The following is a 21,937-nucleotide window of genomic DNA, read 5'->3' as shown; positions in this document are numbered from 1 at the left end:
GGACGGGGGCCGCGCGGGCTGTCGGCGCGGGGGGCTCGTAGAGCCGGGTGACGCCCCGTTCTCCGAGCGACGCGAAGAGCGCGCGCAGCTCCACCTCCGCGAGCTGGGTGATGAGCGACAGGTCCGACAGCGACGTGTGCCCGTCGACGAGGGAGAGCACATACGCCTCGAAGGGGCTGAGCCGCAGGTTCGTCACGCTCAACCCGCCGACCAGGAACGGCCGGGCCTGTGAGCCCTCCTGGGCCGCGTCGAACGGCGCCAGCCGCGTGGCCTCCGACTGTGGAGTGCGAGGGGTGCCCGAGGTGCCCTGTCGCTCGGGCTGCGTCAGGAGCGCGCGGACCAGGGAGACGTTGTCGCGGGGCGGCAGGTCCTCGACGTGGCGCACCAGCAGCAGCTCACAGCGGGGGCACTGGAAGTCCTTGGGGAGCGTGGGCGCACCGCAGTGGGGACAGGCCTCGTCCTCCGGCGGGTGCTCGAAGGCGTCCGCCACCGCGTAGTAGTGCTTGCGGATGGCCGCGCGGATGGACCTGCGCACCGCGATGAAAGGCAGCACCTGCGTGACGCCCACGGTGCGGACAATCTCTTCCAGCGCGCGCTGGCGCTGCGGCTCCGCGATGGCCACATAGAGAACGCCTTGCGCCAGTCGCAGGGGCATGAAGTCGAAGCCCTCCGCCAGGCGCACGGAGACCTTCTCCAGCAGGGCGGGGTCCACCTTCGCCAGGCGGAGCTTCTCGGTGGAGACGAAGCGCGTCGAGAGCGTCTGCGCCAGCAGCCGCAGCACCGGCGTCTCGTCCACGCCCAGCCGCACCAGGCACTCGCCCAGCTTCTGGCCCGTCTCCTGTTGATGCGCGAGCGCTCGCGACAAGAGCTCCGGCGTCAACACGCCATCCAGCACCAGCCGCTCGCCGAGTCTCCGCGTCATGCGGCGGATTCAAGGACGGCATCCCTCGTCCCGTCCACCTCGGAGAAGGTCTTGTCGTCGGAAGGATGGGGGAAGGGGCCTTCCTGAATCGTGACTCAGGTCTCACCCGAGGGGCTCCCTATGATTCCGCGCGCTTATGGGCAGCGGATTGGGGGACACCTGGGCGGGGCCGAGGGGACTCGCCTCCAGGGGGAGTCGTCCACCGCCGGAATCGAGGCGCTCACCGATGCCGGGCGGCGCTTCGCAGATGGGCGGCACCTGGCGGAACGGCTTCCGGAATCCTCCGTGCATGCGACCTTCCCTTTCCCTAATGCTGTGGGTGGCCCTCGTCTCGTGGGGCCTGGTGGCTCCTGTCGCCCGCGCCCAACCGGCGCGAGAGACACGCGCCCAGCGTCACGCCCGTGTCGATGCGCTCTTCGCGACCTGGCGTGGCAAGGCGTCGCCCGGCTGTGGCGTGGGCGTCTCGCGCGACGGTGTGCGCGACTACGTGAAGGGCCATGGCCTGGCGAACCTGGAGTTCGGCGTGCCGCTCACGCCTCGCTCCTCGTTCAACCTGGCGTCCATCACCAAGCAGTTCGTCGCGTTCTCCATCGGCCTGTTGGCGCAGGAGGGGAAGCTGTCGCTGGATGATGATGTGCGCAAGCACGTGCCGGAGCTGCCCGACCACGGCAGGCGCATCACCGTCGCGCACCTGATGCACCACATCAACGGGCTGCGCGAACAGGGCCAGCTGCTCTCCCTGGCGGGATGGCGCGGCGAGGACCTGTACACCGAGGAGGATGTCCTCTGGGTCCAGTCGCGGCAGCGCGGGGTGAACTTCGCGGCGGGCGAGGAGGTCCTCTATGGCAATGCCGCGTACTCGCTGCTGGGTGTCATCGTGCGGCGCGTGTCCGGCAAGTCGCTGCGGACGTTCGCCCACGAGCGCATCTTCAAGCCGCTCGGCATGGCGGACACCTCGTTCCGCGATGACCAGGCGCCGCCCATCCCCCAGCGCGTGACGGGGTACATGCCCCGCGCGGAAGGGGGGGGGCGGTTGAGCTCGGCGGACCTCGGGTACAAGGGCACGAGCGCGGTGTATTCGTCGGTGAACGACATGCTGACGTGGCAGCAGAACCTGCTCGATGGCCGCCTGGGTGGAACGGCGCTGCGGGACCTGCTCCAGACCTCGGGTCGATTGAACGACGGCCGGGAGACGGGCTACGGCGGCGGGCTGCGGCTGGGGGCGTATCGGGGTCTTCGCACGGTGACCCATGACGGGTACGTGGCGGGCTTCCGTACGGAGAGCATCCTCTTCCCCGAGCAGAAGCTGGCCATCACCGTGTTGTGCAACGACGGGAAGGTCGACCCGACGGTGCTCGCGCGGAAGGTGGCCGAGGTGTACCTGGGCAACCTCCTGAAGGACACGACTCCGCCCGCCGTGGTGGTGCCCGCGGAGGAGCTGGCGGCGCTGGCCGGCAACTACTGGAGCCCCCAGACGGACGAGGTGGTGCGGCTGGAGGTGAAGGACGGCGCGCTGCGCGAGGTGGGCTCCTCGGCAGCGCTGACGCCCATCGGCCAGGGGGCGTTCCTGCCGGCCGAGCCGACGCCCGGGGTGTGGCGCTTCAACGCGTCGGCGGCGCCGGGTGTGCCCGTGCTGGGCATCCAGGACTTCTGGCCGACGACGCGAGAGTTCGTCCGGGTGCGCGAGCCGATGCCCACGGTGGGCGAGCTGGAGGCCCTGGTCGGGAAGTACCGCAGCGACGAATTGGACATGACGTACACGGTGCGGCTCGTCGACGGGAAGCTGGCGCTGAGCTGGTTCCGTCGGGACGACCTCCTGCTCGAGCCCGTGGGAGGCAATCGCTTCGTGAGCTCGTTCGGCGCGGTGTCCTTCACGAAGGGGGCGTCAGGCGGCGTCGATGGCATGTTGGTGAGCAGCCGGCGCCTGCGTCGCTTCCGCGCGGAGCGAATGCCCTCCGTGGCCGCCACGGCGACCAGTACCCCGGGCAAGCCCTGACAGGGGCATGGGCACGTGGAAGCCGGGTGGAAGAGGGCCGGTGGCACGCGCGGCCCCCTTGTCATGTGCGGGGCGTCACCCAGATGGCGCTGTGTGGCTCGGGCGCGTTCGTGGAGGCTTCCGCGGTGTAGAAGTAGGCGGCGACCGCGGCGCGACCTCGTCCCTCGGGACAGTCCAGTGGGGTGGGGTGGCCGTGCCAGTGGTCATCGCCATGGGCCATGACCACCAGCCGGTCGAGCACCGGTGAGATTCGCGTCTCGCATCGCGTGAGGTCGGCGTTCCACAGCTCCAGGTCGCCGCCCCAGGCGGGCTGCCAGTCCGGGTTCAGGTAGTAGAGGACGGTCAGTCGACGGGTGAGGGCTCGGAAGCGGTCGCGGTTGAAGTCGGCGTGCAACGCAAGGTGCCCGCCGCGCAGCGTGAGGTGCAGGCCGGCGCCTCGGAAGTGCGGGTCGGGGATGAGTCCCTGCACGCCGGTGACGGTCTCCAGGAAGTCGATGAACGACATGCCGGAGAACTCCGAGAGCAGGTGCCGGAGCGGGCCGGGGACGTCCTCGAACGCCTTGCGCTGGAGCTGACCCAGGCGGGCCGCCTGCTCCACGTGGTCCCTGCGCTTCCACTGCGCGTCGTTCGCTCCCGGGAAGACCGAGGCCAGCTCGGACGCCAACCGTGTCCCGAGGAAGCCGTCGATGACGACGTGGGGATGGGGCTTCGCGAGGCCGTAGCGGTCACGATGGGCCAGCGCGACCGCCCGCAGCGCCGTGCGGTCGAGAAAGAAGCTCGGCCCCCTGAGCGGGCCTTCTTCGAGGGTTGCGACTGTCACCCGTCCTCCTCCGCCCGAGCAGGTCGGGCACGGCGCATCCCTACCTCGCCGCCTCGCGAAATCCCACGCCGGCGGCACGCTCCTTCCTTCAACGCCCGGCGGGTCGCCAGCGCCTGCCCGTGTGGTTCCCGATGCGGTCCGGGGAGCGAACTCCTGGAAATATTGAACGCGTTCAATTATGAATCTGTTCAATATGTCCCTACGGGAGCGAGCCAAGAGCGAGAAGTGGGAGCGCATCCGGGCGGCGGCGAAGCGGCTGTTCGCGGAGCGTGGCTATGAGGGGACGACCGTGCGCGCCATCGCCGAGGCGGCGGGCGTCGCGACGGGCACGGTGCTGGTGTACGGCGAGACGAAGGACGCGCTGCTGCACGAGCTGTGGCGCGCGGAGGCGATGCCGCTCGTGGAGCGGGCGGTGACGTCGCTGCCGGGGGAGGGGCCCTTCGTGGACCGGTGCATGCACCTGTTCTCACCGCTGCTGACCCACTACGCATCGCAGCCGGAGCTGGCGCGGGTGGTGGTGAAGGAGCTGCCGTGGCTCACGGGCGCTGCCGAGGAACTGCATCGTCCGGCGCTGGCGAGGTTGGTGGGGGCGCTGGCGTCGGTCGTGTCGGACGCGAAGTCGCGAGGTGAGCTGAGAGCAGAGGTGGACGGCGAGCGGGCGGCGGAGCTGGTCTTCGGCGTCTATTACGCGGCGGTGATGCGGATGCTCGTGCCGATGGCGGGCTCCACGGTGGCCACGGCGCGAACACGCCTGCGGCGTGATTTGGAGATGCTGCTCGTGGGGCTGGGTTCGAGGAGGTCATCGTGAAGGTCCTCGTGGTGGGTGGAGGAATCGGTGGGCTCGCGCTGGGGGCCGCGCTGGCGAGGCGGGGCGTGGCGGCGGAGCTGGTAGAGCGGCGGCCCTCATACGGGGACGAGGGCGCGGGCATCGTGCTCGGTCCGAATGTGATGGCCGTGATGAAGGGGCTCGCGCTGCATGAGGAAGTTCTCGCCGCTGGGCATCCGGTGGGACTGGCGCGCATCACGGATGCATCGGGGCGTGTGCTCCAGCAGACGCCGTACTCCGTGCCGGGGCTGTCGCTGCCGGCGACCACGCTTCATCGGAACAAGCTGCTCCAAGTCCTGCGCTCCGTGTCGCCACCGCCGCGCCTGGGCGTGACGGTGATGGGCTTGCGGAGTGGGGCGGACGGCGTGGACGTCGAGTTCTCCGATGGAACCGCGGGACGCTACGACGTCGTGGTCGGCGCTGATGGAATCCGTTCCATCGTGAGGGAGCACGTGTGCGGTGCCGAGCTGCACCCTCGCTACTCCGGTTACACGTGCTGGCGCGGCGTGGTGGAGGGGCACTTCGAGGACGCGGTGGTGGAGATGTGGGGCACGGGCAGGCGCGTGGGAGTGGTGCCGTTGGGCGAGCGGAAGTCCTATGTCTTCCTCACGCTCAATGCCCCACGTCGCGCGCCGGCTCCGTGGAAGGACCTGTCCGGCTTCCAGGCGCTGTATGCCGGCTTCGCGGACCCGGCCCGCTCGGCGTTGGCGGCGTTCGATGGGCTCGACGGGCTGCTTCACAACGACCTCGAGGATTGCTCGGCTCAGCGATGGTGGAAGCCTCGCGTCGTGTTGCTCGGTGACGCGGCCCACGCGGTGACGCCGAACCTGGGGCAGGGCGCGGGGCTGGCCATCGAGGATGCCGCCGCGCTCGCGCAGCTCCTGGTGGCGATGGGCCCTACGGACGAGGCGCTGGCCCTGTACGAGCAGCTCCGTCGTCCGCGTGCGGAGCGGATTCGCGACCGCTCGTGGATGATCGGCCGGGTTGCCCAATGGGAGAACGGCTTGGCGCGGAGCGTTCGCGACACGCTGATGCGGTGGACGCCGGAGTCGGTGGCCCGCTCGGAGCTCGAGAAGGTCGTTCGCGACATGCCCGGTGTTCCCGTGGGGTGAGGTGGAGTGGCACCGAAGCCTCCGTACCCGCCGGACTCCCGGCGCTGACGGCCGACGAGGTCAGAACAGCGGGCGCCCCTCGGCCAGGCGCCGGCGCACGTCCCGCAGCTGACGGCGCAGCGGCGCCTCGCGTACGGCGGCGGGGACCAGACGCATGAAGCTCGCCAGACGCCGGTTGAACTTCTCGAATGCTCGGGCGTCGGCCTCCGTCCACGGCAACTGCATCAGCGCGCGGAACTCCGGCCCCAGGTAGCCAGCGACGAGTCGCTGCCGCAGCCGCAGGACGGGCGCGGGGATGCGGCGACCGAGGTACTCGAGTCGCACGATCCGGGAGAGGTAGTCGCGCGTGCGCTCGTCCATCGTGAGCCCCGCGACCTCTGCCTGCCAGTACGCCTCGAAGTCGTCGCGGGTCGGCGGCCACGATTCGGGAGGCATCTGCAGGGTCGTGCCGAACACGCTCCCCTGCTGGTAGAACCGCTCCCGGAACTCGCCCAGCAGCGGGCCGTGCACCCGTTGGTACGCGTCCTCCGCGCCGACGTACAGGCACGCCGTCACCCAGCGCTGGTGCGCGGGGTCGAACGCGTTGTAGCCGACCGGATGCCCGGGCTCGGAGCGGACGCGCGCGTGGGAGACGTTCGTCGCCCGGCGTATCGCGGCGCGCTCCTCCGCTCCGCCGAGCATCGTCACCGCGAGGTACGCCAGGGTCGTGCGGGCCCGCCGCTTCGGGTTCTTGAAGAGGTTGCCCTCTTCGACCTTGCTCTCCATGACGCCGTAGGCGACGGCTGGCCGGGAGAGCTGCATGATCACGTTCGCCGTGCCGGCGGCGAGGATGAACCAGTTGGCCGCCTGTCGAAGCGCATCGTTCTCCATGGCGTCCAGTTGCTGCCGCAGATGTGCCTTCGAGGTCGAGCCTTCGGCCTCATCGCTCATGGTCATGAACGCACCTTGGTGCATGGGTGAACCGCGATTCACAAGTCACGGTGCACGGGTCAGTCGCTCTTCGGCTCCACGAGCGTAGCCATGAACGGCGCGGTGCGCTTATTGGCAGTTCGATGCTCGAGAACCGCCGCGGGGCGGACCGCCGAGGGCAAAGCCCAGTTCACGCCGAGCGACTCATGGTGCCCATGATTTTCACGAACAGGCCCATCCAGGGGGCGTGCCGCGCGTGGTAGGAGCGCCGGGGCGTCACCGTCAAACCCCTACCCGGCTCGAACCCATGACCTTCAAGTACACGCGACACCAGGTCCCGCGTGGGACGCGCCCTGATGCGGAGATCAACGACAAGCTCTACTTGATAAAGAAAGTGTCCGTCCTGCGCGCGACCTACCAAATCCGCCTCCTGGCGTTCAGGGCGGTGGAAATTCGCAAGCGGCTCGTGCTGGTGGTTCCAAAGCACTGCAAGTTCCATTCGTCGCTCAAGACCCTGATCCGGACGACGGGACGAACCATCCAGCGGGAGGCGATGTAATGGGGCTCTATCTCTGTGTCTTCGAGGACGAGGAAGAACTGGAGGGCGTCGAGGTGGGCTCCTACGCGGACTTCGGCGAACTGCGGGACTACGTCACGCGCGAGCTGGAGGGTGGGATGCAGGGCTCCCGGTTTCCCACGCTCATCCTCCACTCGGACTGTGATGGCGAGTGGTCCGCCGCGGAGTGCCAGACGCTGCGGGATGAATTGACGACCATCGCCACGGAGCTGAGCGCTCGCCCCGTGGTCGCGTTCAATTCGGAGTGGCAACGGAACGTGGCGAAGTCCATCGGGCTGGTGCCGAAGAACGCGTTCGAGTCGTTCATCGACGTGGATGGGGAGTTCTTGCTGGAGCGGCTGCGGTGGCTGGCCGACTTCGCGTACCGGCAGCAGCTTCCCATCTTGTTCCAGTGATGTTGGCGCAGGCGCCCCCGTGGGGTGAGGCCGTCGATTCTCCGGCCCCACTCCACGAGAGTTGGGACTTGCCTCTCAGCAGCCCAGGTTGCCGCCAGGGCTCACGCCGAGCAGGTTGGCGATGTCCTGATACTTCTGGATGCGGCTCTGCACCTGTCCCGGGTTTCCACCGTTGCACTCCAACGCGCCATTGATGGTGCGGATGGTCTCACCGAAGCCAGCCCCGTTCACCATGGCGCTGTGCGGGGTCATGCTTCCGGCGCCCGTCTGGGTGGTCCAGAACCAGAAGGCGGAGCGCCACGAGGCGTTCGCGTCCTGGGCCAGCAGGTCGGGGTTCGTGTGCAGGGGCAGGTTCAGCGCGGCTCCGGCGGCGCAGTAGTTGCCGTTCCAGGACAACTGGATGGGCCCACGGCCGTAGTACTGCTTGCCCGCGACGCAGTTGCACCCCGGCGGGCCCCAGGTCCCACAGTAGGGGCCACGGGCAATCTCCTCGATGTAGACATAGTTCCCGGTCTCGTGCGCCGTGTTGGCGAAGAAGGCCGCCACCTCGCGCTTGCGCGTCTCCAGCGAGCCTGTATTGGCGAAGGCCGGGAAGGTGCTCGCGGCGGCGATGAGGCTGCTGTAGGTGTAGAAGGGGTTCCGGTTCGGGAACATGGCGTTGAACGTGGACTCGCTCAGGATGGCCGCCAGCCCCGTGCCGCCGCCTCCATCGACACGGTCGAACGTCCAGCGCTGGTTCGTTCGCTGCTCGTAGGGGTACTGCACCAGCTCCGTGCCGTTGGCCGTATTGCCCCAGTACACGTCGATGGCCATGTCCGTGTGGCGGGCGCGGATGCTGAACTCACTGCCCACCTCCTTCACGAAGCGGAACTGCTGGTTCGTTCCACCTCCATAGCTCCACTGGTGGACCAGCGCGTTCGCCGCGACGCTGGCCTCCTTGATGTCGAGCGCCTTGTTGCTGTTCACGTTGATGATGCTGAAGTAGCCGCCGGACGTCGGCGTGACGACGAAGCGCTGTGCATTGGTTCCATTGCAATCCCATTGCTGCACCTTGGCGCCGTCCGCCGTGCTCGACGAGGCGACGTCGATGCACTTGTTGGTCATCACCGAGCGGATGACGTAGGTGCCCGCGGTGATGGTGTCGACGATGGCGGCGCTCTCCACCTGGCCCACCGGGTCGAGGTCCGCGGACGCTGGCTCGGCGCGCTCACAGCCTCCCAGAACGCTCAGGCCCCCACAGACTCCCAGCAACGCCAGACTGCGTGAAACAAGATGGCCAGACATGATGGTGCTCCTTGTGGTCGACGGTTTCTCGGGCGCTCCACGCCAAGGGAGAGCGGAGGCGCTGGCTCCGGATGGCCGAGCCGCCAACATCATGCATAGACATGTAAAACAAGATTAAGCTAATTAAGCTGTTGAGCGAGGAGCGTTGACCAGCAGACGCGCTGTGGCGGCGCAGGTCGACTGATGAGCAATGCAAATGCCCTGGGGTCGCAAGCCACTTCGTGAGCGTTCACCGCTTCCTGCTGCAGCCGCGCGATGAAGTCGCCGGGCACGAGATGGCTTCCATGCCATGGCGCCCAGTCCGGCCTGTCGATGTCGCGCGCTCGGAAGTCCGGTGGAGATGGAGACCTCGAGAACCCGAGACGTCGAGGAGGTGGTCGTGTCCTCCGAGGGCGGCTCCGAGACCTCGTGGGTCCTCCTCGTCTGGAACGCCCGGTGGAAAATCCTCGCGGCGCGACGCGACAATCCGCGCCCGGGTCCGTTCGAGGGTGACGGAAGCAAGTGTCACCTGATTGCAAATTCCAGCGGCTTCGCGGCCCTCACCGCGAGGCCCTGACTCGATTCGAGGACCCCTGTGAAAAGTCTTCAACGCATCTTCCTGCTCGCGGGAGCGCTGCTCCTGTGGAGCGGCTGCAGTGGTGAGTCACGCGATTCGGACCCGGATTCCACCGACGGCCGCTCGCAGAAGCTGGTGGACGGGGTGCTCACCCCGGGCACCCCCATCCCCTTCATCGCGGCCCCCTTGGGCGGGCAGCGGCTCTACACCCTGGACGTCCCGGCCCACCAGAGCACGGTGACCTTCGCCACGACGGGAGGGCCCGGCAACCTGGACATGAAGGTGGCCTTCGGCGCCGCACCGACGGCCACCACGGGTGATTGCACGTCCGCGGGAGCCGACAGCGTGGAGCGCTGCACCGTGTCCGGCCGCGATGTCGCCGGGACCTGGTACGTGCTGCTCACCGCCACGAGCTCCTTCTCCAACGTGACGCTCACGGCCACCGTCTCCGCCTACGGCACGGGCACCAGCCCCGTGCGCGCGCTCACCAGCGGCCAGGCCATGACGGCTGTGTCCGGCGTCGTGGGCGACTGGCTCATGTACTCGCTCCAGGTGCCCGCGGGACAGACGCGGCTGAGCGTGGCGCTCTCGGACGGTACGGGCAACGCGGACCTCTACCTCCGGCATGGCTCCACGCCCGATCTCGCGAACTACCACTGCCGCTCCAACACCCCCGGCAACACGGAGGCCTGCGAGGTGTCGGCCCCCCAGGCGGGGACCTGGTACGTCATGCTGCGCGGCTACACGGCCTTCAGCGGTGCGAGGCTGGTGGGCACGGTGGTGCCTCCCGTGACGGCGCTCATCAATGGCCAGCCGGTGACGAACCTCTCGGCGGCCAAGGACGCCATGCTCTTCTTCACGCTGGAGGTGCCCGCGCAGCAGTCCTCCCTGAAGGTGACGCTCTCGGGAGGCACCGGCGACGCGGACCTCTACGTCAAGCGGGGCGGGAACCCCTCGACGACCAGCTATGACTGCCGCTCGTGGGTCACCGGCAACACGGAGACCTGCACGGTGACCGCGCCGGTGGCGGGGACGTACCACGTCATGGTGCGGGCCTACGCGGCGTTCAGTGGTGTCACGCTGCTCGCGCAGTCAGTGAGCCTGGAGCTGGCCGTTCCGCTGGTGAACGGTCAGGAAGTGTCCCGCCTCGACAGCGAATCGGGCGGGCCGTTCCTGTTCCGACTGGACGTCCCCGAGTCCGTCGCCACGCTCTATTTCGAGGTGCCGTCCCTCTTCTTCGGCTCCTTCCTGATGACGGTGAAGTACGGCAGTCCGCCCGAGGGCACCGACTACGACTGCAGCCGGTCGAGCACCGGGAGCCGCTGCACCTTCGAGGAGCCTCGCGCCGGTGCCTGGTATGTCCGGGTGGCTCCGGAGTACCCGTATCGCAAGTTCGAGTACCTCTCGGTCCTGGGCCGCTACAAGGGCGTGGTCAGCAACACGGCGCTCACGAACCTCCAACCGGTGACGGGCGTGGGCGGCCACAGTGATGACCGCCTCTACTACACGCTGGAGGTCCCACCGGGCCAGGCGCGGCTGGCCATCTGGGCCCAGGGTGGGACGGGCTCGGGCTACGTGTCCGCGCGACGTGGCAGCAGGCCCGTGCACGATGGTGGCTATGCCTGCAGGAAGCCCTTGCCGGGCTCGTGTGTCATCGATGCGCCGGCGGCGGGCACGTGGCACTTCTGGGTCGAGCCGAGCGGCTACGGCGACTTCGCGGGCCACACGCTCACGGCCGGCTACACCAGTGCCGTGCCCGTCTCCACCGGAGAGCTGGTGCTCGACCAGCCCTCGGCCCCGTTCTCCGGCATGCCGCTGGAGGACCGGCTGTTCACCCTCCAGGTGCCGCCCCACCAGGTGAAGCTCGAGTTCACCCTGAGCAGCCCCACCCTGGACGTCATGGTGGATGCACAGCCGGGCAGCCCGCCCCCCGCGACGGGCACCACGGGGTGCTTCATGCTCACGCCCTGTGTCATCGAGCGCCCCGCGGGTGGCACCTGGTACGTGCGCGTCCGCTCGCGCGCGGCCTTCACGGACCGCACGCTCACCGCGAAGGTGACCGCGCCGCTCCCCCTGTTCAACGGCGTCACCGTGAACGGCATCGCCGAGACCTTCCAGGGGACCTACTACCGCTTCGACGTACCTCCGGGGCGTACCGGCCTGACCTTCGTCACGCAGGGCTACAGCCAGGCGGACGCGAACCTCTACGTCAAGCGCGGCGCCCTGCCGACGAACACGGACTACGACTGCGCCTCCACCCAGTCGTACTCGTCCTACGAGCGGTGTGACTACTTCGACCCCCAGGAGGGCCCCTGGTTCGTGCTCGTGCGCGTCACCAGCATGTGGCCGCCTCCGGGCTCGGGCTCCAACGCCTCCCTCGTGGCGAGGCACTCGGAGACGGGGCCCATCTCCTCCGTCGTCGCCGACACCGCGACGCCCGTGCCGTCCTCGGCGAACGTCTTCCGGACCTACCGCCTGGAGCTCCCCGAGGGCCTGCCCTATCTCCTGGTGGAGATGCTGGGCCGCCAGTACCACGACTCCGTCGGGCCGGAGCTCTGGATCCAGCACGGGGCCTATCCGACCGAGTTCTCCTACAAGTGCAAGGCCTGGCGCTCCTGTGACATCCCCACCCCCGCGGGAGGCGTCTGGTACATCACCCTGTCTGGCAGTACCGCGTTCAACGGCGCCATGCGCATCACCACGACGAACCGGGAGGCGCGCGCGCTGGTCAACGGCATGTGGGAGCAGCCCGTCCAGAACGTCCCCGTGTCCACCATGACCGTCTATCGGCTGGAGGTCCCTCCGGGCGCGAGCCACCTCAACTTCAACCTGAAGGGCGAGGGCACGCTCACCAGCGACGCGAACCTCTACGTGCGCTACGGCGCTCCGCCGACCACCTACAGCTACGACTGCGCGTCGAGGAACGCGATGGGTAGCGAGGAGAACTGCGACTTCGTCCAGCCTCGCGCCGGCACGTGGTACGTGGGGCACTGGACGCAGACGGTGACGAACCTGTCGTCCATGGCGCGCCTGTCGGGGACGTACTCGATGACGCAGGCGGAGGGGATTGCCCCGCTGTCGTCCCACGTCGCGCTCTCCGGGCTGACGGCGGAGGGCGGCTCGCAGCAGGTGTGGCGGATGGAGGTTCCTCCTGGCCAGGGCCTCTTGTGGTTCGGCACGGGGAACGGCGTGGGCAACCCGACCCTCAAGGTGAAGCTTGGAGGTCGGCCGGTGGGCAGCGTGAGCGTGGACTGCACCGGCTCCACCACCACCCACGGACGGGTGTGCGTCATCCCCAACCCGAGCGCGGGGACGTGGTTCGTGTCGCTCACGGGGACGGCGCGGTATCGCGGCCTGTCGCTCACCGGCGGCATGCTCGCCGCGCAGACGGTGACGGCGCTCACCAACGGCGTGCCCCTGCCCAACCTGGTCATCAAGCCGGGTCAGCCCCAGTTCTTCACGCTGGAGGTGCCGGCGGGGGAGACGGAGCTGCTCTTCGAGGTGTCCGGCCAGCAGGCGGCGACGACGGGCGACCTGGCGGTCTTCCTCGCGAAGGACGCGCTGCCGACGACGGCGAGCACGCGCTGCGCGGAGCCCACCGCGGGCACCGTGCGGTGTCAGGTGTCGGCGCCCGCGGCGGGCACGTGGTACGCGCTGGTGAGGTCCACCTCGGCGACCTTCACCTCGGCGCGCATCGTGGGCTTCCATGCCCAGCAGGTGGACGCCGTCGCGCTGGTTCGCAGCGGCACCTATACGAAGGGGCTCACCGCCTCGACGGCGCTCGCGAGGACCTTCAAGGTCATGGTGCCTCCGGGCATGGACCACCTCGCGGTGGAGGCGGCGGGCATGGACACGGGCTCTCCCGCGGGCAGCATGAAGGTCGCGGCGCGCAAGGGCAGCCCGCCGACGGCCACGGAGTACGGATGCATGTCGTCGGACTTCCGCAGCTACAACTCCTGCTGGGTCTTGGACCCCGAGCCGGGCGTCTGGTACGTCACCATGACTCCCTCCGGTGCCTATCGCGACCTGGCGATGTTCGTGGAAGCGCTGTAGCGCGCTTCATCACACGCGGGGGGCGCGAGATGCGCGGCGCCCCCCGCCGTCCGTCCGTGCCCTGGACGTCGGCTTCAAGCGTTGTGCCGTCCGACTATCGCCCCCGGGGCTTCCTGGCGCGGTGTTGCTCCAGGCGTCGGCCGATTCCCTCCAGCATGAAGTCGAGGCTGTTCTGGAACTCGGCCTCGACATCGAGGGTCCGCATGCGCGTCAGCGTCTGCGCCACACCCGGGTAGTCCTTGGCTGGGAGCGCGAGGGCGGCGGCGTGGAAGCGCTGGAGGGGAGGGGGCGCATCCTCCTGCCTCGCGGCCCACTGCTCCTGGCGACGGATGGTGCCCGCGAGCCAGGAGAAGAACGTGTTGTGCAGGTCCCCCGCCTCGTGCCACGGCACGCCCGCCTCGTGCAGCTTCGTGACGGTTCTGTCCAGGACGACCAGCGCCCCGTGCACCGCGGGCCCTTCTTCCAGGAGGAAGTCCATCACCCCTCGATGCTCCAGCCCCAGCGCGCGCACCCGCATCGCCACTTCACGCAGCCAGTCCAGCGGCGCGAGGCTGGCGTCGGGGAGCACGAGCTGCTCGAAGATGTGCTCCACCACGTGGGCCACCAGCGCGTCGCGGTCTCCGACGTGGTGGTAGAAGGCCATGGGCGTCGCGCCGAGCCTGTCCGCCAGCGCGCGCATCGAGAGGTTTCGCAGCCCGTTCTCCCGCACGAGCTTCGCGGCCGTCTCGATGACGAGCGGACCCGATAGCCGAGGCGGCCGTCCCCTCGGCCTGGGTGTCTTCACTCCGCTCGGACCGGCCATCCCTCACCTCGGGTCCCGTGAGAGGCACACGGCGACGAGCGCGAACGTAGTCGGCTCCCCGAGGCGCGCAACCGGGTTCTGCGCCTCGTGTCGTCAGCGCGTGACAGTCGTCCCAGGTGCACGTCCCGCGCCCAGGTCCCAGTGCTCCTCCAGCCTCGCGTGTTCGGCGAGGAGCGCCGACATCCCGCCGACCCGCTCGAGCACCGCGTCGCGGGCCCGCAGCACCTGTCGTCGGACACCGGACACCTCCGTCCCCAGGAGGACGCCTCGGTGCTTCACGAGCTTTCCGCGCACCATCACCGACTCGACATTTCCCGCATGCGCCTGCATCACGATGGCGTCTCGCGGGGCCCCCAGCGGGCTCAGGTTCAGCGAGTCCGCCGAGAGCACGACCAGGTCCGCCTGCTTCCCGGGGCGCAGTGAGCCCGTGACGGCCCCCAGGCCGATGGCGTCCGCCGCGTCCTGCGTCACCATGCGAAGCAGCTGGCGGGCCTTCAGGTCCAGTCGTCGAGGCAGTCCCGCGAGCGCGTTCGCGCGTCCCCGCTCCGACTGGAGCGCGAGCCGCATCGCCGTGAACAGCTCACCCCCGTTGCTCGCCACGACGTCACAGCCCAGCGTGGTCCTCACCCCCGCGCGCAGGGCGCGCCCGACGATGGGGAAGCCCATGCCCATCTGCAGCTCCGACTCCGGCGTCGCGCTGATGGAGCCGCCGCTGTTCGCGATGCGCGCCAGGTCCTCGTCACTGCTGAACGTGCAGTGCACGAAGAGGAGGTCCGGACCGAGCAGCCCCTCTCGCGACAGTTGTTCGACCTCGCTCGGCCCGGTGACGGGCCATGCCGAGCAATGCAGGCTGATGGGAACTCCCAGCGCGCGCGCCGCGTGCACCTCCGCGCGGCTCTGCTCCCAGGGGACCTGCATCTCGGTGAGCGCGATGCCCAGGCGCACCCGCCCGGAGTCCGAGGACAGGGGGCCCGCTCGCAGTCTGCGCGCATCCGCGAAGCGATGTTCGGGGGAGGGGAAGGCCGGGCTCGGCGCGGGGCCCGGCGCGAAGCCGTAGGCGAAGAGGGCCTGGATGCCGGAGTCCTGGAGCCCCTGGAGCGCCGCGTCCGCGTGCTCCGGCGAGCTGATGCAGTGCGAGTAGTCGACCAGCGTGGTGATGCCCGCGTCGAGCGCCTCGAGCGCCCCCGCGAGCGTCCCCGCATGGAGGTCCTCGGGGCGGAACACCGGGGAGAGCTTCACGCGGACCGCGGCGAGGTAGTCCATCACCGTCCAGTCCGCGCCCAGCCCGCGCAGCGGCGTCTGCCAGGTGTGTCGATGCGTGTCGATGAGCCCCGGCATCACCAGCTTCCCGGTGAGCGGCAGCACCCGACATCCCTCCGTGCTCAAGCCGCGCCCCATCGCCACGATGAGGCCGTCCTCGATGAGCAGGTCACCGCACGGGAGGTCTTCGTGCTCGGGGTCTCCCGTCACCACCGTCGCCCCCTGGAGAAGCCAGCGCTCCGCCATGTGTCTCTCTCCCGGGCCACGTCGGCGGCCCCATGACGCGTTTCCAGGATGATTTGTATATGCCGTATATAAAGTCAACGTGAGGCCCTGCCGTGAGGGCCGCGCCGCGCAACTGGACTTCGGGACGTTGCATGCTGGCCGGCTGCTTCCCACCCTCCGCGCGCCGGTTCGTCGAAACCTCTTCGACGTCAGACCGAGGAGGCCGACATGGGGCAGGACGATGTGAACGGCTCGACAGCCGTGTTGCCGCGCAGGGCGGTGTTGCGGGGGCTCGGCGCCGCGGGTGTCGGGGTGGCCGTGACGGGAGGACCCTCGACGGCCCAGGCCGCCGTGCCCGCGCAGGTCTCTCGTGGGCCCACGGCCGCGCCGGTGCCGACCTGCGGCGAAATCACCGCGGAGGGCGTGACGCGCGCGCTGGCGGTGCTCGAGGACATCATCAAGAAGGACAAGGCGGCCACCACCGTCCCGGGCATCGCGGTCGCCGTGGTGTACGACGGCGTCGTCCGCTACCTGAAGGGAATCGGGGAGAAGCAGGCGGGAGTCGCGGGCGACGTCGACCCGGACACCGTCTTCCAACTGGCCTCCGTCTCCAAGCCCCTGAGCTCCACGGTGATTGCCGCCGCCCTGACGCGGCAGCTGTCCAAGGGGCAGGACTGGAACGACACGCTCCAGTCGCTGCGCCCCGGCTTCACTCTGGCGGACCCGTGGGTGGGCCAGCACGTCACCGTCGCCGACATGTTCTCGCATCGCAGCGGCCTGCCGGACCATGCGGGAGATCTGCTCGAGGACCTCGGCTACACCGGCGAGCAGATCATCTCGAAGCTCGCGCTGTATCCCCTGTCACGCTTCCGCGACACGTATGCCTATACCAACTACGGGCTCACGGCCGGCGCGGTGGCGTTCGCCGCGTCCACGGGGCGCTCGTGGCAGGAGCTGGCGCGCGAGGTGCTCTTCGCTCCCTTGGGGATGACCAGCGCGAACTATTCCTTCGCGGAGCTGCAGGCGAGCAAGAACCGCGCGGCGCTGCACACGCTGGTGAACGGTCGGTGGACGCCGGACCTGGGCGCGAACAATGACGGCCAGGCGCCCGCGGGGGGCGCCAACGCGTCCGTGCGAGACCTGGCCCGGTGGCTGACGATGCTGCTCGCGGGCGGCGTCGTCCCGGGCCTCCAGGGGCCGCTCGTGGACACCGCGGGGCTGCAAGCCATCTGGCGCCCGCGGAGCGTCACGCATGGGCCGGAGGAGCTCGGAGGCCGCAGCGGCTTCTACGGCCTGGGCTGGAACGTCGACTACGAGAACACCGGGGAGCTGCGGCTGAGCCACTCGGGGGCGTTCGGGCGTGGCGCCGCGACGAGCATCCTCCTGTATCCGTCGAAGAAGCTGGGCATCGCCGTGCTGACGAACGCGGACCCTCGGGGACTGCCGGAGGCCATCGCCGCCGAGTTCGTGGACATCGTCCGCTACAACGCCTCGACGCGGAACTGGCTCGCCTACCTGGGGCCCATCGTGTCCGAGCCCGTCACCGAGGACCAGACGAAGTACTCGCGGCCCGCGGTGAACCCGACGCCGCCGCGAAACCTGGGCGCCTACGTCGGCACGTATCCGAACCGCGTCTACGGCGACCTCACCGTGTCGCTCCAGCAGGGCATGCTGTCCTTCACCGTCGGGCCCGCGGGCAAGCGCTTCCCGCTCATGCACTACAGCGGCGACGAGTTCTTCTTCCAGACCACGGGAGAGAACGCGTCCGGGTTCTCTGGCGCCATCTTCACCTTCGCGCGCAACCGGGCCGCCTCGCTGACCATCAACGCGTGGAATCGCGACAAGCTGGGCGTGTTCACCCGCCGGCAGGCATGACGCGGAGGGCAGGCGGGCGGGCCCGTTGGCTGCACGCCGGTGCCCGTTGGCTGCACCCGCTCGGAGGCGGCCGGGTTCGGGCGTAGACTCCGACGCCGCGTGGAATCCACCTCTCCCTCCCTGCTCATCTACGGCACCCTGGTCGCCATCGGCTATGCCGTCGAGTACCACCACCGCTATCGCGAGGGAGCGCTGGCCCAGTCCCAGCTCGAGACGCGCCTGGCGCATGCGCAGCTCGATGCCGTGAGCGCCGACACCCGCTCCCCTTGACGTTCTAGGGGAGTGGCGTTATCTACCCCTAGACATTCTAGGGGACACGATGCAGACCGAGCTGCTGCAGGGCACGTTGGACATGCTCATCCTCAAGACGCTGACCGGCGGGCCGATGCATGGCTACGCGGTGGCGAGCTGGCTGCAGCGCACGACGGACGACGCGCTGCGGGTGGAGGAGGGCTCGCTGTACCCGGCGCTGCACCGCATGACGAAGCGGGGCTGGGTGAAGGCGGACTGGGGTGTGTCCGAGAACAACCGCCGCGCGAAGTTCTACACGCTGACGGCGGAGGGGCGCAGGCAGCTCGCCCAGGAGTCCTCCTCCTGGGCGCGGATGACCGAGGCCGTGTCGAAGGTGCTCCAGGCCCGGCCCGTGATGCAGGGCGCCTGAGGAAAGGACCGCGTCCCATGCGCTGGATGAAGGACCGCTATCACGCGCTGCGCGCGCTCGTGCGTCGCGGGCAGCTGGAGGACGACGTGGCGGAGGAGCTGGAGTTCCACCTCGCCATGCGCACCGAGGAGTACGTGGCCCAGGGGATGACCCCCGAGGCGGCGCGCGCGGAGGCGCTCGCGCGCTTCGGTGATGTGAAGGCCTATCGGGAGGAGACCCACGTGATTGACGAGCGCATGGCACGCGAGGAGCGCCGCACGGAGCTCTGGGACATGGTGGCGCGCGAGACACGGCAGGCGCTGCGCTCCCTGGCTCGCAGCCCGTCCTTCGCGGTGATGGCGGTGCTCACCCTCGCGCTCGGGTTGGGGGCGACGACGGCGCTGTTCTCCGTGGTGGACGCGGTGGTGCTGCGCCCGCTGCCGTACGCGGACCCGGAGCGGCTGGTGTGGCTGGACAGCCCGGTGCCGAAGCTCGCGCCGGAGGCCCGGTGGGACCTGTCCGTGGCGGGCTACCACCACTTCCAGAAGGAGGCCCGCGGCTTCGCGTCCCTGGGGGCGCTCGACACGTCCACCGGCAGCCTCGCCGCGGAGGAGGGCGCGCTGCGTGTGGACGTGGCGCTGGTGTCGGCCAGCCTGATGGACGTGCTGCGCGCGAGGCCCGCGCTCGGCCGCATCATCACTCCGGAGGTGGATGCGCCCGGCGCGCCTCGCACCGTGGTGCTCGGCTACGACTTCTGGGTGCGGCAGTACGGCGCGGACCCGAAGGTGCTGGGCACGTCGATACGGCTGGATGACGAGCCCACGGAGGTCATCGGCGTCATGGCGCCGGGCCTCCAGCTCCCGGATGACACCGTGGACCTGTGGCGGCCGCTGCAACTGGACCCGACGAGCCCGCCGGAGAACTCGCACTGGGTCCGGGCCGCGGGCCGGCTGAAGGACGGCGTCACGCTGGAGCAGGCGCGGGCCGAGCTCGCCACGCTGACCACTCGCCTGCCGGAGCTCTTTCCGCTCGCGTACACCGAGGGCTTCATGCGGGACACGGGCTTCACCACCCGGGTGTCGCCCCTGGCCCGGCACGTGGTGGGGGACGCGGACCGCGTGTTGTGGATCCTCCTGGGCTCGGTGGCGCTGGTGCTGCTCATCGCGTGCGCCAATGTCGCCAACCTCTTCCTCGTGCGCTCGGAGGCGCGCTCGCGGGAGCTGGCGGTGCGCTCCGCGCTGGGCGCCGGGCGCTGGGACCTGGCCTGGCATGCACTCACGGAGAGCCTGCTGTTGTGTGGCGTCGCCGCGGGGCTGGGGCTCGTGCTCGCGCATGGGGCGCTGAGCCTGCTGGTGTCGATGGAGCCCTCGGGGCTCCCGCGCCTGCGGGAGATTGGCCTGGACTGGCGCGGCGGGGTGTTCGCCGGAGGGCTGGCGCTGCTCGCGGGGGTCGTCTTCGGGCTCTTCCCGCTGCTCGGGGGCGACAGGGCGCTGGCGCGGCTGCGCGAGTCGGGCCGGGGGCTGACGTCCTCGCGTCGCAGCAACCTGATGCGCGGAGGGATGGTGGTGGGGCAGGTGGGGCTGGCGGTGGTGCTGCTGGCCGCCGCGGGGTTGATGCTGCGCAGCTACTGGACGCTGCACCGGGTGGACCCGGGGCTGGACTCGCGCGACGTGCTCACGTTCGACATCGTGCTGCCGCGCACGCGCTACACGAGCTACGACCAGGTGAACCGCTTCTACGGCGAGCTGCTGTCGCGCATCGAGGCGCTGCCCGGGGTGAAGAGCGCCAGCCTGTCCACGCACCTGCCGCTGGCCCGCTTCGGAGGCTGCGCGGCCATGGCCGTCGAGGGGATGGCCCAGGAGCCCTCCAAGATGCCCTGCGTCACCGCGCCCGGCGTGGCGCCCGGGTACTTCAAGGCCCTGGGCATCCCGCTGGTGCAGGGGCGCGAGCTGACGTGGGATGAGCTGGAGCAGAAGTCAGATGGGGTGGTGGTGACGCAGGCGCTCGCCGAGCGGCTCTGGCCGGGGCAGGACCCGCTGGGCAAGGGCATCCGGGGCAATGGCTTCGGTCCGCCGTTCTACAAGGTCGTCGGCGTGACGGGGCCGCTGCGGGCCCACGGGTTGGACCAGGCGCCGTCGGAGGCGGTGTTCTTCCCGCTCGCGCCGGCCGCGGACCTGCCGCTGTGGGGACCGCGCCGCTCGCCCGCCGTGGTGGTGCGCACGGCCACCTCCCGCCCGGAGTCGCTCACGCCCGAAATCCGGCGCATCCTGGCGGAGCTGGACGGCACGGTGCCGCTGGCCAACGCGCAGACGATGGACCGCGTGCTGGCGAAGTCGCCGTCGGTGGCGCGGGCGTCCTTCACCCTGTTCCTGCTCGGCATCGCCGGGGGGATGGCGCTGCTCTTGAGCGCGGTGGGGCTCTACGGCGTCATCGCCTTCATCGTGGGCCAGCGGCGCGGGGAGATGGGCATCCGGCTGGCATTGGGGGCCCGCGCGGCGCAGGTGGCGGGCATGGTGGTGCTCCAGTCGCTGCGCTTCACGGGGCTGGGCATCGTGCTCGGGCTCTTGGGGGCGCTGTTGATGGGGCAGGTGCTGGGGGCGCTGCTCTTCGAGGTGAGCGCCACGGACCCGCTGGTGCTGGCGGGGGTGTGCGCGCTGCTCGCCGCCCTGGCGGTGGTGGCGAGCTTCGGGCCCGCGCGCCGTGCCGCGCGCGTGGACCCGGCCGAGGTGCTGCGCTCGGAGTAGCCTCCCGCTACTTCACTTCGATGAAGGCCACGGGCGCGCCGCCGTTGGACCAGGACAGCGCCTGGTCGCAGGTGAAGGCCCACTGCGCCGCGGCCCAGACGGGATAGAGGCCCGGCTGGGTGGGCGCGGTGAGCGAGAAGGTGCGGTTCGTGGCGCTCGTCGTGCCGATGCCATTGTAGATGCACGTCTTGGAGCCCTGGTCGATGCCGAAGACCAGCTGGGCCCAGCAGTTCGGGCAGCCGCCCGCCCCTGGGTCGAGCTTGTAGTCGGTGGTGATGTCGACGCGAGCCCCCGGGAAGACGTTGATCTTGTGCGAGCTGTTCCCGTTCAGCCGGAGGTTGCTGACCCCGCCCCAGCTCCACTCCCACGGGTCGGTGTAGACGCCGATGAGCCCGAAGGCCGGTCCGCCCTCCGCCATCCCGAGCGCCGCGGCGCAGTCCGGCGCGCGCGTGTGATTGCCGTGCACCTTGTGGATGCCCGGGGTCGTGGGCGCGATGAGCTCCACGTCAGCGTGGCTCTGCACGGGACCGACGCCATCGAAGGCGCACGCACCGGTGCCACCCTGCACGCCGAACACGAGCTGGTTGTTGCACCCGATGCACGGGTCCGCCCCCACGAAGTAATCCGTGGAGAGGGAGAAGGGCTTGCCCGGCGCCACCGCCACGGTGCGATGCCCCGACCCCAGGGACACGTCCGTCACGTTCGCGAACGGGGGCCAGTCGAAGGAGCTGGTGGGGGGAATGACCACGGCGCTCACCGACTCGCCCAGCGTGGCCTCCGACTCCATTCCAGGCGGCGGCGCCGCCTCGCAGCCCACCAGCCCCAACCCCACCACGAGACTCCAGCTCCACAGCCTCGACGCGTTCAAGGACATACGTCCTCCGGGATGTGGTGCTTCGTCGACGGGGCCTGTTCCCCGTGCGCGAGCACCACACCTGGAC

The 21,937-nt window shown here is 69.8% G+C and carries 18 protein-coding genes; 11 read left to right on the top strand and 7 right to left on the bottom strand.

The window, feature by feature from the left end; translation table 11 throughout:
* The coding region (locus FL311_RS11215; RefSeq protein WP_141325035.1) for a general secretion pathway protein GspE at window positions 1-922 on the bottom strand (922 nt) is incomplete at its 3' end.
* Between the two features lie 289 nt (window positions 923-1,211).
* Here FL311_RS11215 and FL311_RS11210 point away from each other — a divergent pair.
* Window positions 1,212-2,918, top strand: a complete 1,707-nt coding sequence (locus FL311_RS11210; RefSeq protein ID WP_141325034.1) for a serine hydrolase — start codon at window positions 1,212-1,214, stop codon at window positions 2,916-2,918.
* A gap of 61 nt (window positions 2,919-2,979) precedes the next feature.
* Here FL311_RS11210 and FL311_RS11205 read toward each other — a convergent pair whose 3' ends face one another.
* Entirely contained in the window at window positions 2,980-3,738 is a 759-nt protein-coding gene (locus FL311_RS11205) for a 2OG-Fe(II) oxygenase (RefSeq protein ID WP_141325033.1), read from the bottom strand.
* 193 nt (window positions 3,739-3,931) lie between these two features.
* On the opposite strand from FL311_RS11205, the gene FL311_RS11200 reads away from it, so the two are divergent.
* Window positions 3,932-4,546, top strand: coding sequence for a TetR/AcrR family transcriptional regulator (locus FL311_RS11200; protein WP_194869160.1), 615 nt, complete (start codon window positions 3,932-3,934; stop codon window positions 4,544-4,546).
* Window positions 4,543-5,676 (top strand): FAD-dependent monooxygenase, encoded by a 1,134-nt coding sequence (locus tag FL311_RS11195; RefSeq protein WP_194869159.1) that lies wholly within the window; start codon window positions 4,543-4,545, stop codon window positions 5,674-5,676. The genes FL311_RS11200 and FL311_RS11195 overlap by 4 nt, the downstream gene beginning before the upstream one ends.
* A 60-nt stretch (window positions 5,677-5,736) precedes the next feature.
* On the opposite strand, the gene FL311_RS11190 is transcribed toward FL311_RS11195, so the two are convergent.
* The gene (locus tag FL311_RS11190; protein WP_228556813.1) at window positions 5,737-6,612 is read right to left on the bottom strand and encodes an oxygenase MpaB family protein; all 876 of its coding nucleotides are present in this window, start codon (window positions 6,610-6,612) and stop codon (window positions 5,737-5,739) included.
* A gap of 280 nt (window positions 6,613-6,892) precedes the next feature.
* On the opposite strand from FL311_RS11190, the gene FL311_RS11185 reads away from it, so the two are divergent.
* Both FL311_RS11185 and FL311_RS11180 read left to right on the top strand, forming a co-directional pair.
* On the top strand, window positions 6,893-7,144 hold the full coding sequence (locus tag FL311_RS11185; protein ID WP_141325029.1) for a hypothetical protein: 252 nt from the start codon (window positions 6,893-6,895) through the stop codon (window positions 7,142-7,144).
* Entirely contained in the window at window positions 7,144-7,557 is a 414-nt protein-coding gene (locus FL311_RS11180) for an Imm70 family immunity protein (protein ID WP_141325028.1), read from the top strand. Before FL311_RS11185 ends, FL311_RS11180 begins: the two co-directional genes overlap by 1 nt.
* Window positions 7,558-7,632: 75 nt before the next feature.
* On the opposite strand, the gene FL311_RS11175 is transcribed toward FL311_RS11180, so the two are convergent.
* Complete coding sequence (locus FL311_RS11175; RefSeq protein ID WP_141325027.1) at window positions 7,633-8,841, bottom strand: RICIN domain-containing protein; 1,209 nt, start codon at window positions 8,839-8,841, stop codon at window positions 7,633-7,635.
* A 340-nt stretch (window positions 8,842-9,181) separates the two neighbouring features.
* Here FL311_RS11175 and FL311_RS11170 point away from each other — a divergent pair, with 340 nt between their 5' ends.
* Both FL311_RS11170 and FL311_RS11165 read left to right on the top strand, forming a co-directional pair.
* The gene (locus FL311_RS11170; protein ID WP_141325026.1) at window positions 9,182-9,397 is read left to right on the top strand and encodes a hypothetical protein; all 216 of its coding nucleotides are present in this window, start codon (window positions 9,182-9,184) and stop codon (window positions 9,395-9,397) included.
* Window positions 9,398-9,415: 18 nt separating this feature from the next.
* Complete coding sequence (locus tag FL311_RS11165; protein WP_141325025.1) at window positions 9,416-13,450, top strand: PPC domain-containing protein; 4,035 nt, start codon at window positions 9,416-9,418, stop codon at window positions 13,448-13,450.
* 94 nt (window positions 13,451-13,544) lie between these two features.
* Here the strand turns inward: FL311_RS11165 and FL311_RS11160 are convergent, their stop codons facing one another.
* Window positions 13,545-14,252: a TetR/AcrR family transcriptional regulator gene (locus FL311_RS11160; protein WP_141325024.1), complete on the bottom strand. Its 708-nt coding sequence runs from the start codon at window positions 14,250-14,252 to the stop codon at window positions 13,545-13,547.
* 93 nt (window positions 14,253-14,345) lie between these two features.
* Window positions 14,346-15,758, bottom strand: a complete 1,413-nt coding sequence (locus FL311_RS11155; protein ID WP_141325023.1) for an amidohydrolase family protein — start codon at window positions 15,756-15,758, stop codon at window positions 14,346-14,348.
* Window positions 15,759-15,965: 207 nt separating this feature from the next.
* Between FL311_RS11155 and FL311_RS11150 the strand changes: the two genes are divergently transcribed.
* From FL311_RS11150 to FL311_RS11135, 4 genes are all read left to right on the top strand, one after another.
* Window positions 15,966-17,612 (top strand): serine hydrolase, encoded by a 1,647-nt coding sequence (locus FL311_RS11150; protein ID WP_141325022.1) that lies wholly within the window; start codon window positions 15,966-15,968, stop codon window positions 17,610-17,612.
* Window positions 17,613-17,711: 99 nt separating this feature from the next.
* Entirely contained in the window at window positions 17,712-17,882 is a 171-nt protein-coding gene (locus FL311_RS11145) for a hypothetical protein (RefSeq protein ID WP_153882678.1), read from the top strand.
* A gap of 49 nt (window positions 17,883-17,931) precedes the next feature.
* Window positions 17,932-18,273 carry a PadR family transcriptional regulator gene (locus FL311_RS11140; RefSeq protein WP_141325021.1) on the top strand — a complete coding sequence of 114 codons (342 nt, stop codon included), beginning with the start codon at window positions 17,932-17,934 and terminating at the stop codon, window positions 18,271-18,273.
* 17 nt (window positions 18,274-18,290) lie between these two features.
* Complete coding sequence (locus FL311_RS11135) at window positions 18,291-20,996, top strand: ABC transporter permease (protein ID WP_141325020.1); 2,706 nt, start codon at window positions 18,291-18,293, stop codon at window positions 20,994-20,996.
* A 7-nt stretch (window positions 20,997-21,003) separates the two neighbouring features.
* Here the strand turns inward: FL311_RS11135 and FL311_RS11130 are convergent, their stop codons facing one another.
* Window positions 21,004-21,870, bottom strand: a complete 867-nt coding sequence (locus FL311_RS11130; RefSeq protein ID WP_141325018.1) for a hypothetical protein — start codon at window positions 21,868-21,870, stop codon at window positions 21,004-21,006.
* Window positions 21,871-21,937 lie beyond the last annotated feature (67 nt).

Source organism: Myxococcus sp. AB025B (genome assembly GCF_006518215.1).
GTDB lineage: Bacteria > Myxococcota > Myxococcia > Myxococcales > Myxococcaceae > Myxococcus > Myxococcus fulvus.
Note: the sequence above shows the minus strand (reverse complement) of the source record. Positions and strands in the feature narration are given on the sequence as shown.

What these genes read in the sequence shown, in the direction of transcription:
- FL311_RS11210 (WP_141325034.1), top strand. Translation starts at nt 1,212, where the DNA reads ATGCGACCTTCCCTTTCCCTAATGCTGTGGGTGGCCCTCGTCTCGTGG.
- FL311_RS11200 (WP_194869160.1), top strand. Translation starts at nt 3,932, where the DNA reads ATGTCCCTACGGGAGCGAGCCAAGAGCGAGAAGTGGGAGCGCATCCGG.
- FL311_RS11190 (WP_228556813.1), bottom strand. Translation starts at nt 6,612, where the DNA reads ATGACCATGAGCGATGAGGCCGAAGGCTCGACCTCGAAGGCACATCTG.
- FL311_RS11185 (WP_141325029.1), top strand. Translation starts at nt 6,893, where the DNA reads ATGACCTTCAAGTACACGCGACACCAGGTCCCGCGTGGGACGCGCCCT.
- FL311_RS11180 (WP_141325028.1), top strand. Translation starts at nt 7,144, where the DNA reads ATGGGGCTCTATCTCTGTGTCTTCGAGGACGAGGAAGAACTGGAGGGC.
- FL311_RS11175 (WP_141325027.1), bottom strand. Translation starts at nt 8,841, where the DNA reads ATGTCTGGCCATCTTGTTTCACGCAGTCTGGCGTTGCTGGGAGTCTGT.
- FL311_RS11170 (WP_141325026.1), top strand. Translation starts at nt 9,182, where the DNA reads ATGGAGACCTCGAGAACCCGAGACGTCGAGGAGGTGGTCGTGTCCTCC.
- FL311_RS11160 (WP_141325024.1), bottom strand. Translation starts at nt 14,252, where the DNA reads ATGGCCGGTCCGAGCGGAGTGAAGACACCCAGGCCGAGGGGACGGCCG.
- FL311_RS11155 (WP_141325023.1), bottom strand. Translation starts at nt 15,758, where the DNA reads ATGGCGGAGCGCTGGCTTCTCCAGGGGGCGACGGTGGTGACGGGAGAC.
- FL311_RS11150 (WP_141325022.1), top strand. Translation starts at nt 15,966, where the DNA reads ATGGGGCAGGACGATGTGAACGGCTCGACAGCCGTGTTGCCGCGCAGG.
- FL311_RS11140 (WP_141325021.1), top strand. Translation starts at nt 17,932, where the DNA reads ATGCAGACCGAGCTGCTGCAGGGCACGTTGGACATGCTCATCCTCAAG.
- FL311_RS11135 (WP_141325020.1), top strand. Translation starts at nt 18,291, where the DNA reads ATGCGCTGGATGAAGGACCGCTATCACGCGCTGCGCGCGCTCGTGCGT.
- FL311_RS11130 (WP_141325018.1), bottom strand. Translation starts at nt 21,870, where the DNA reads ATGTCCTTGAACGCGTCGAGGCTGTGGAGCTGGAGTCTCGTGGTGGGG.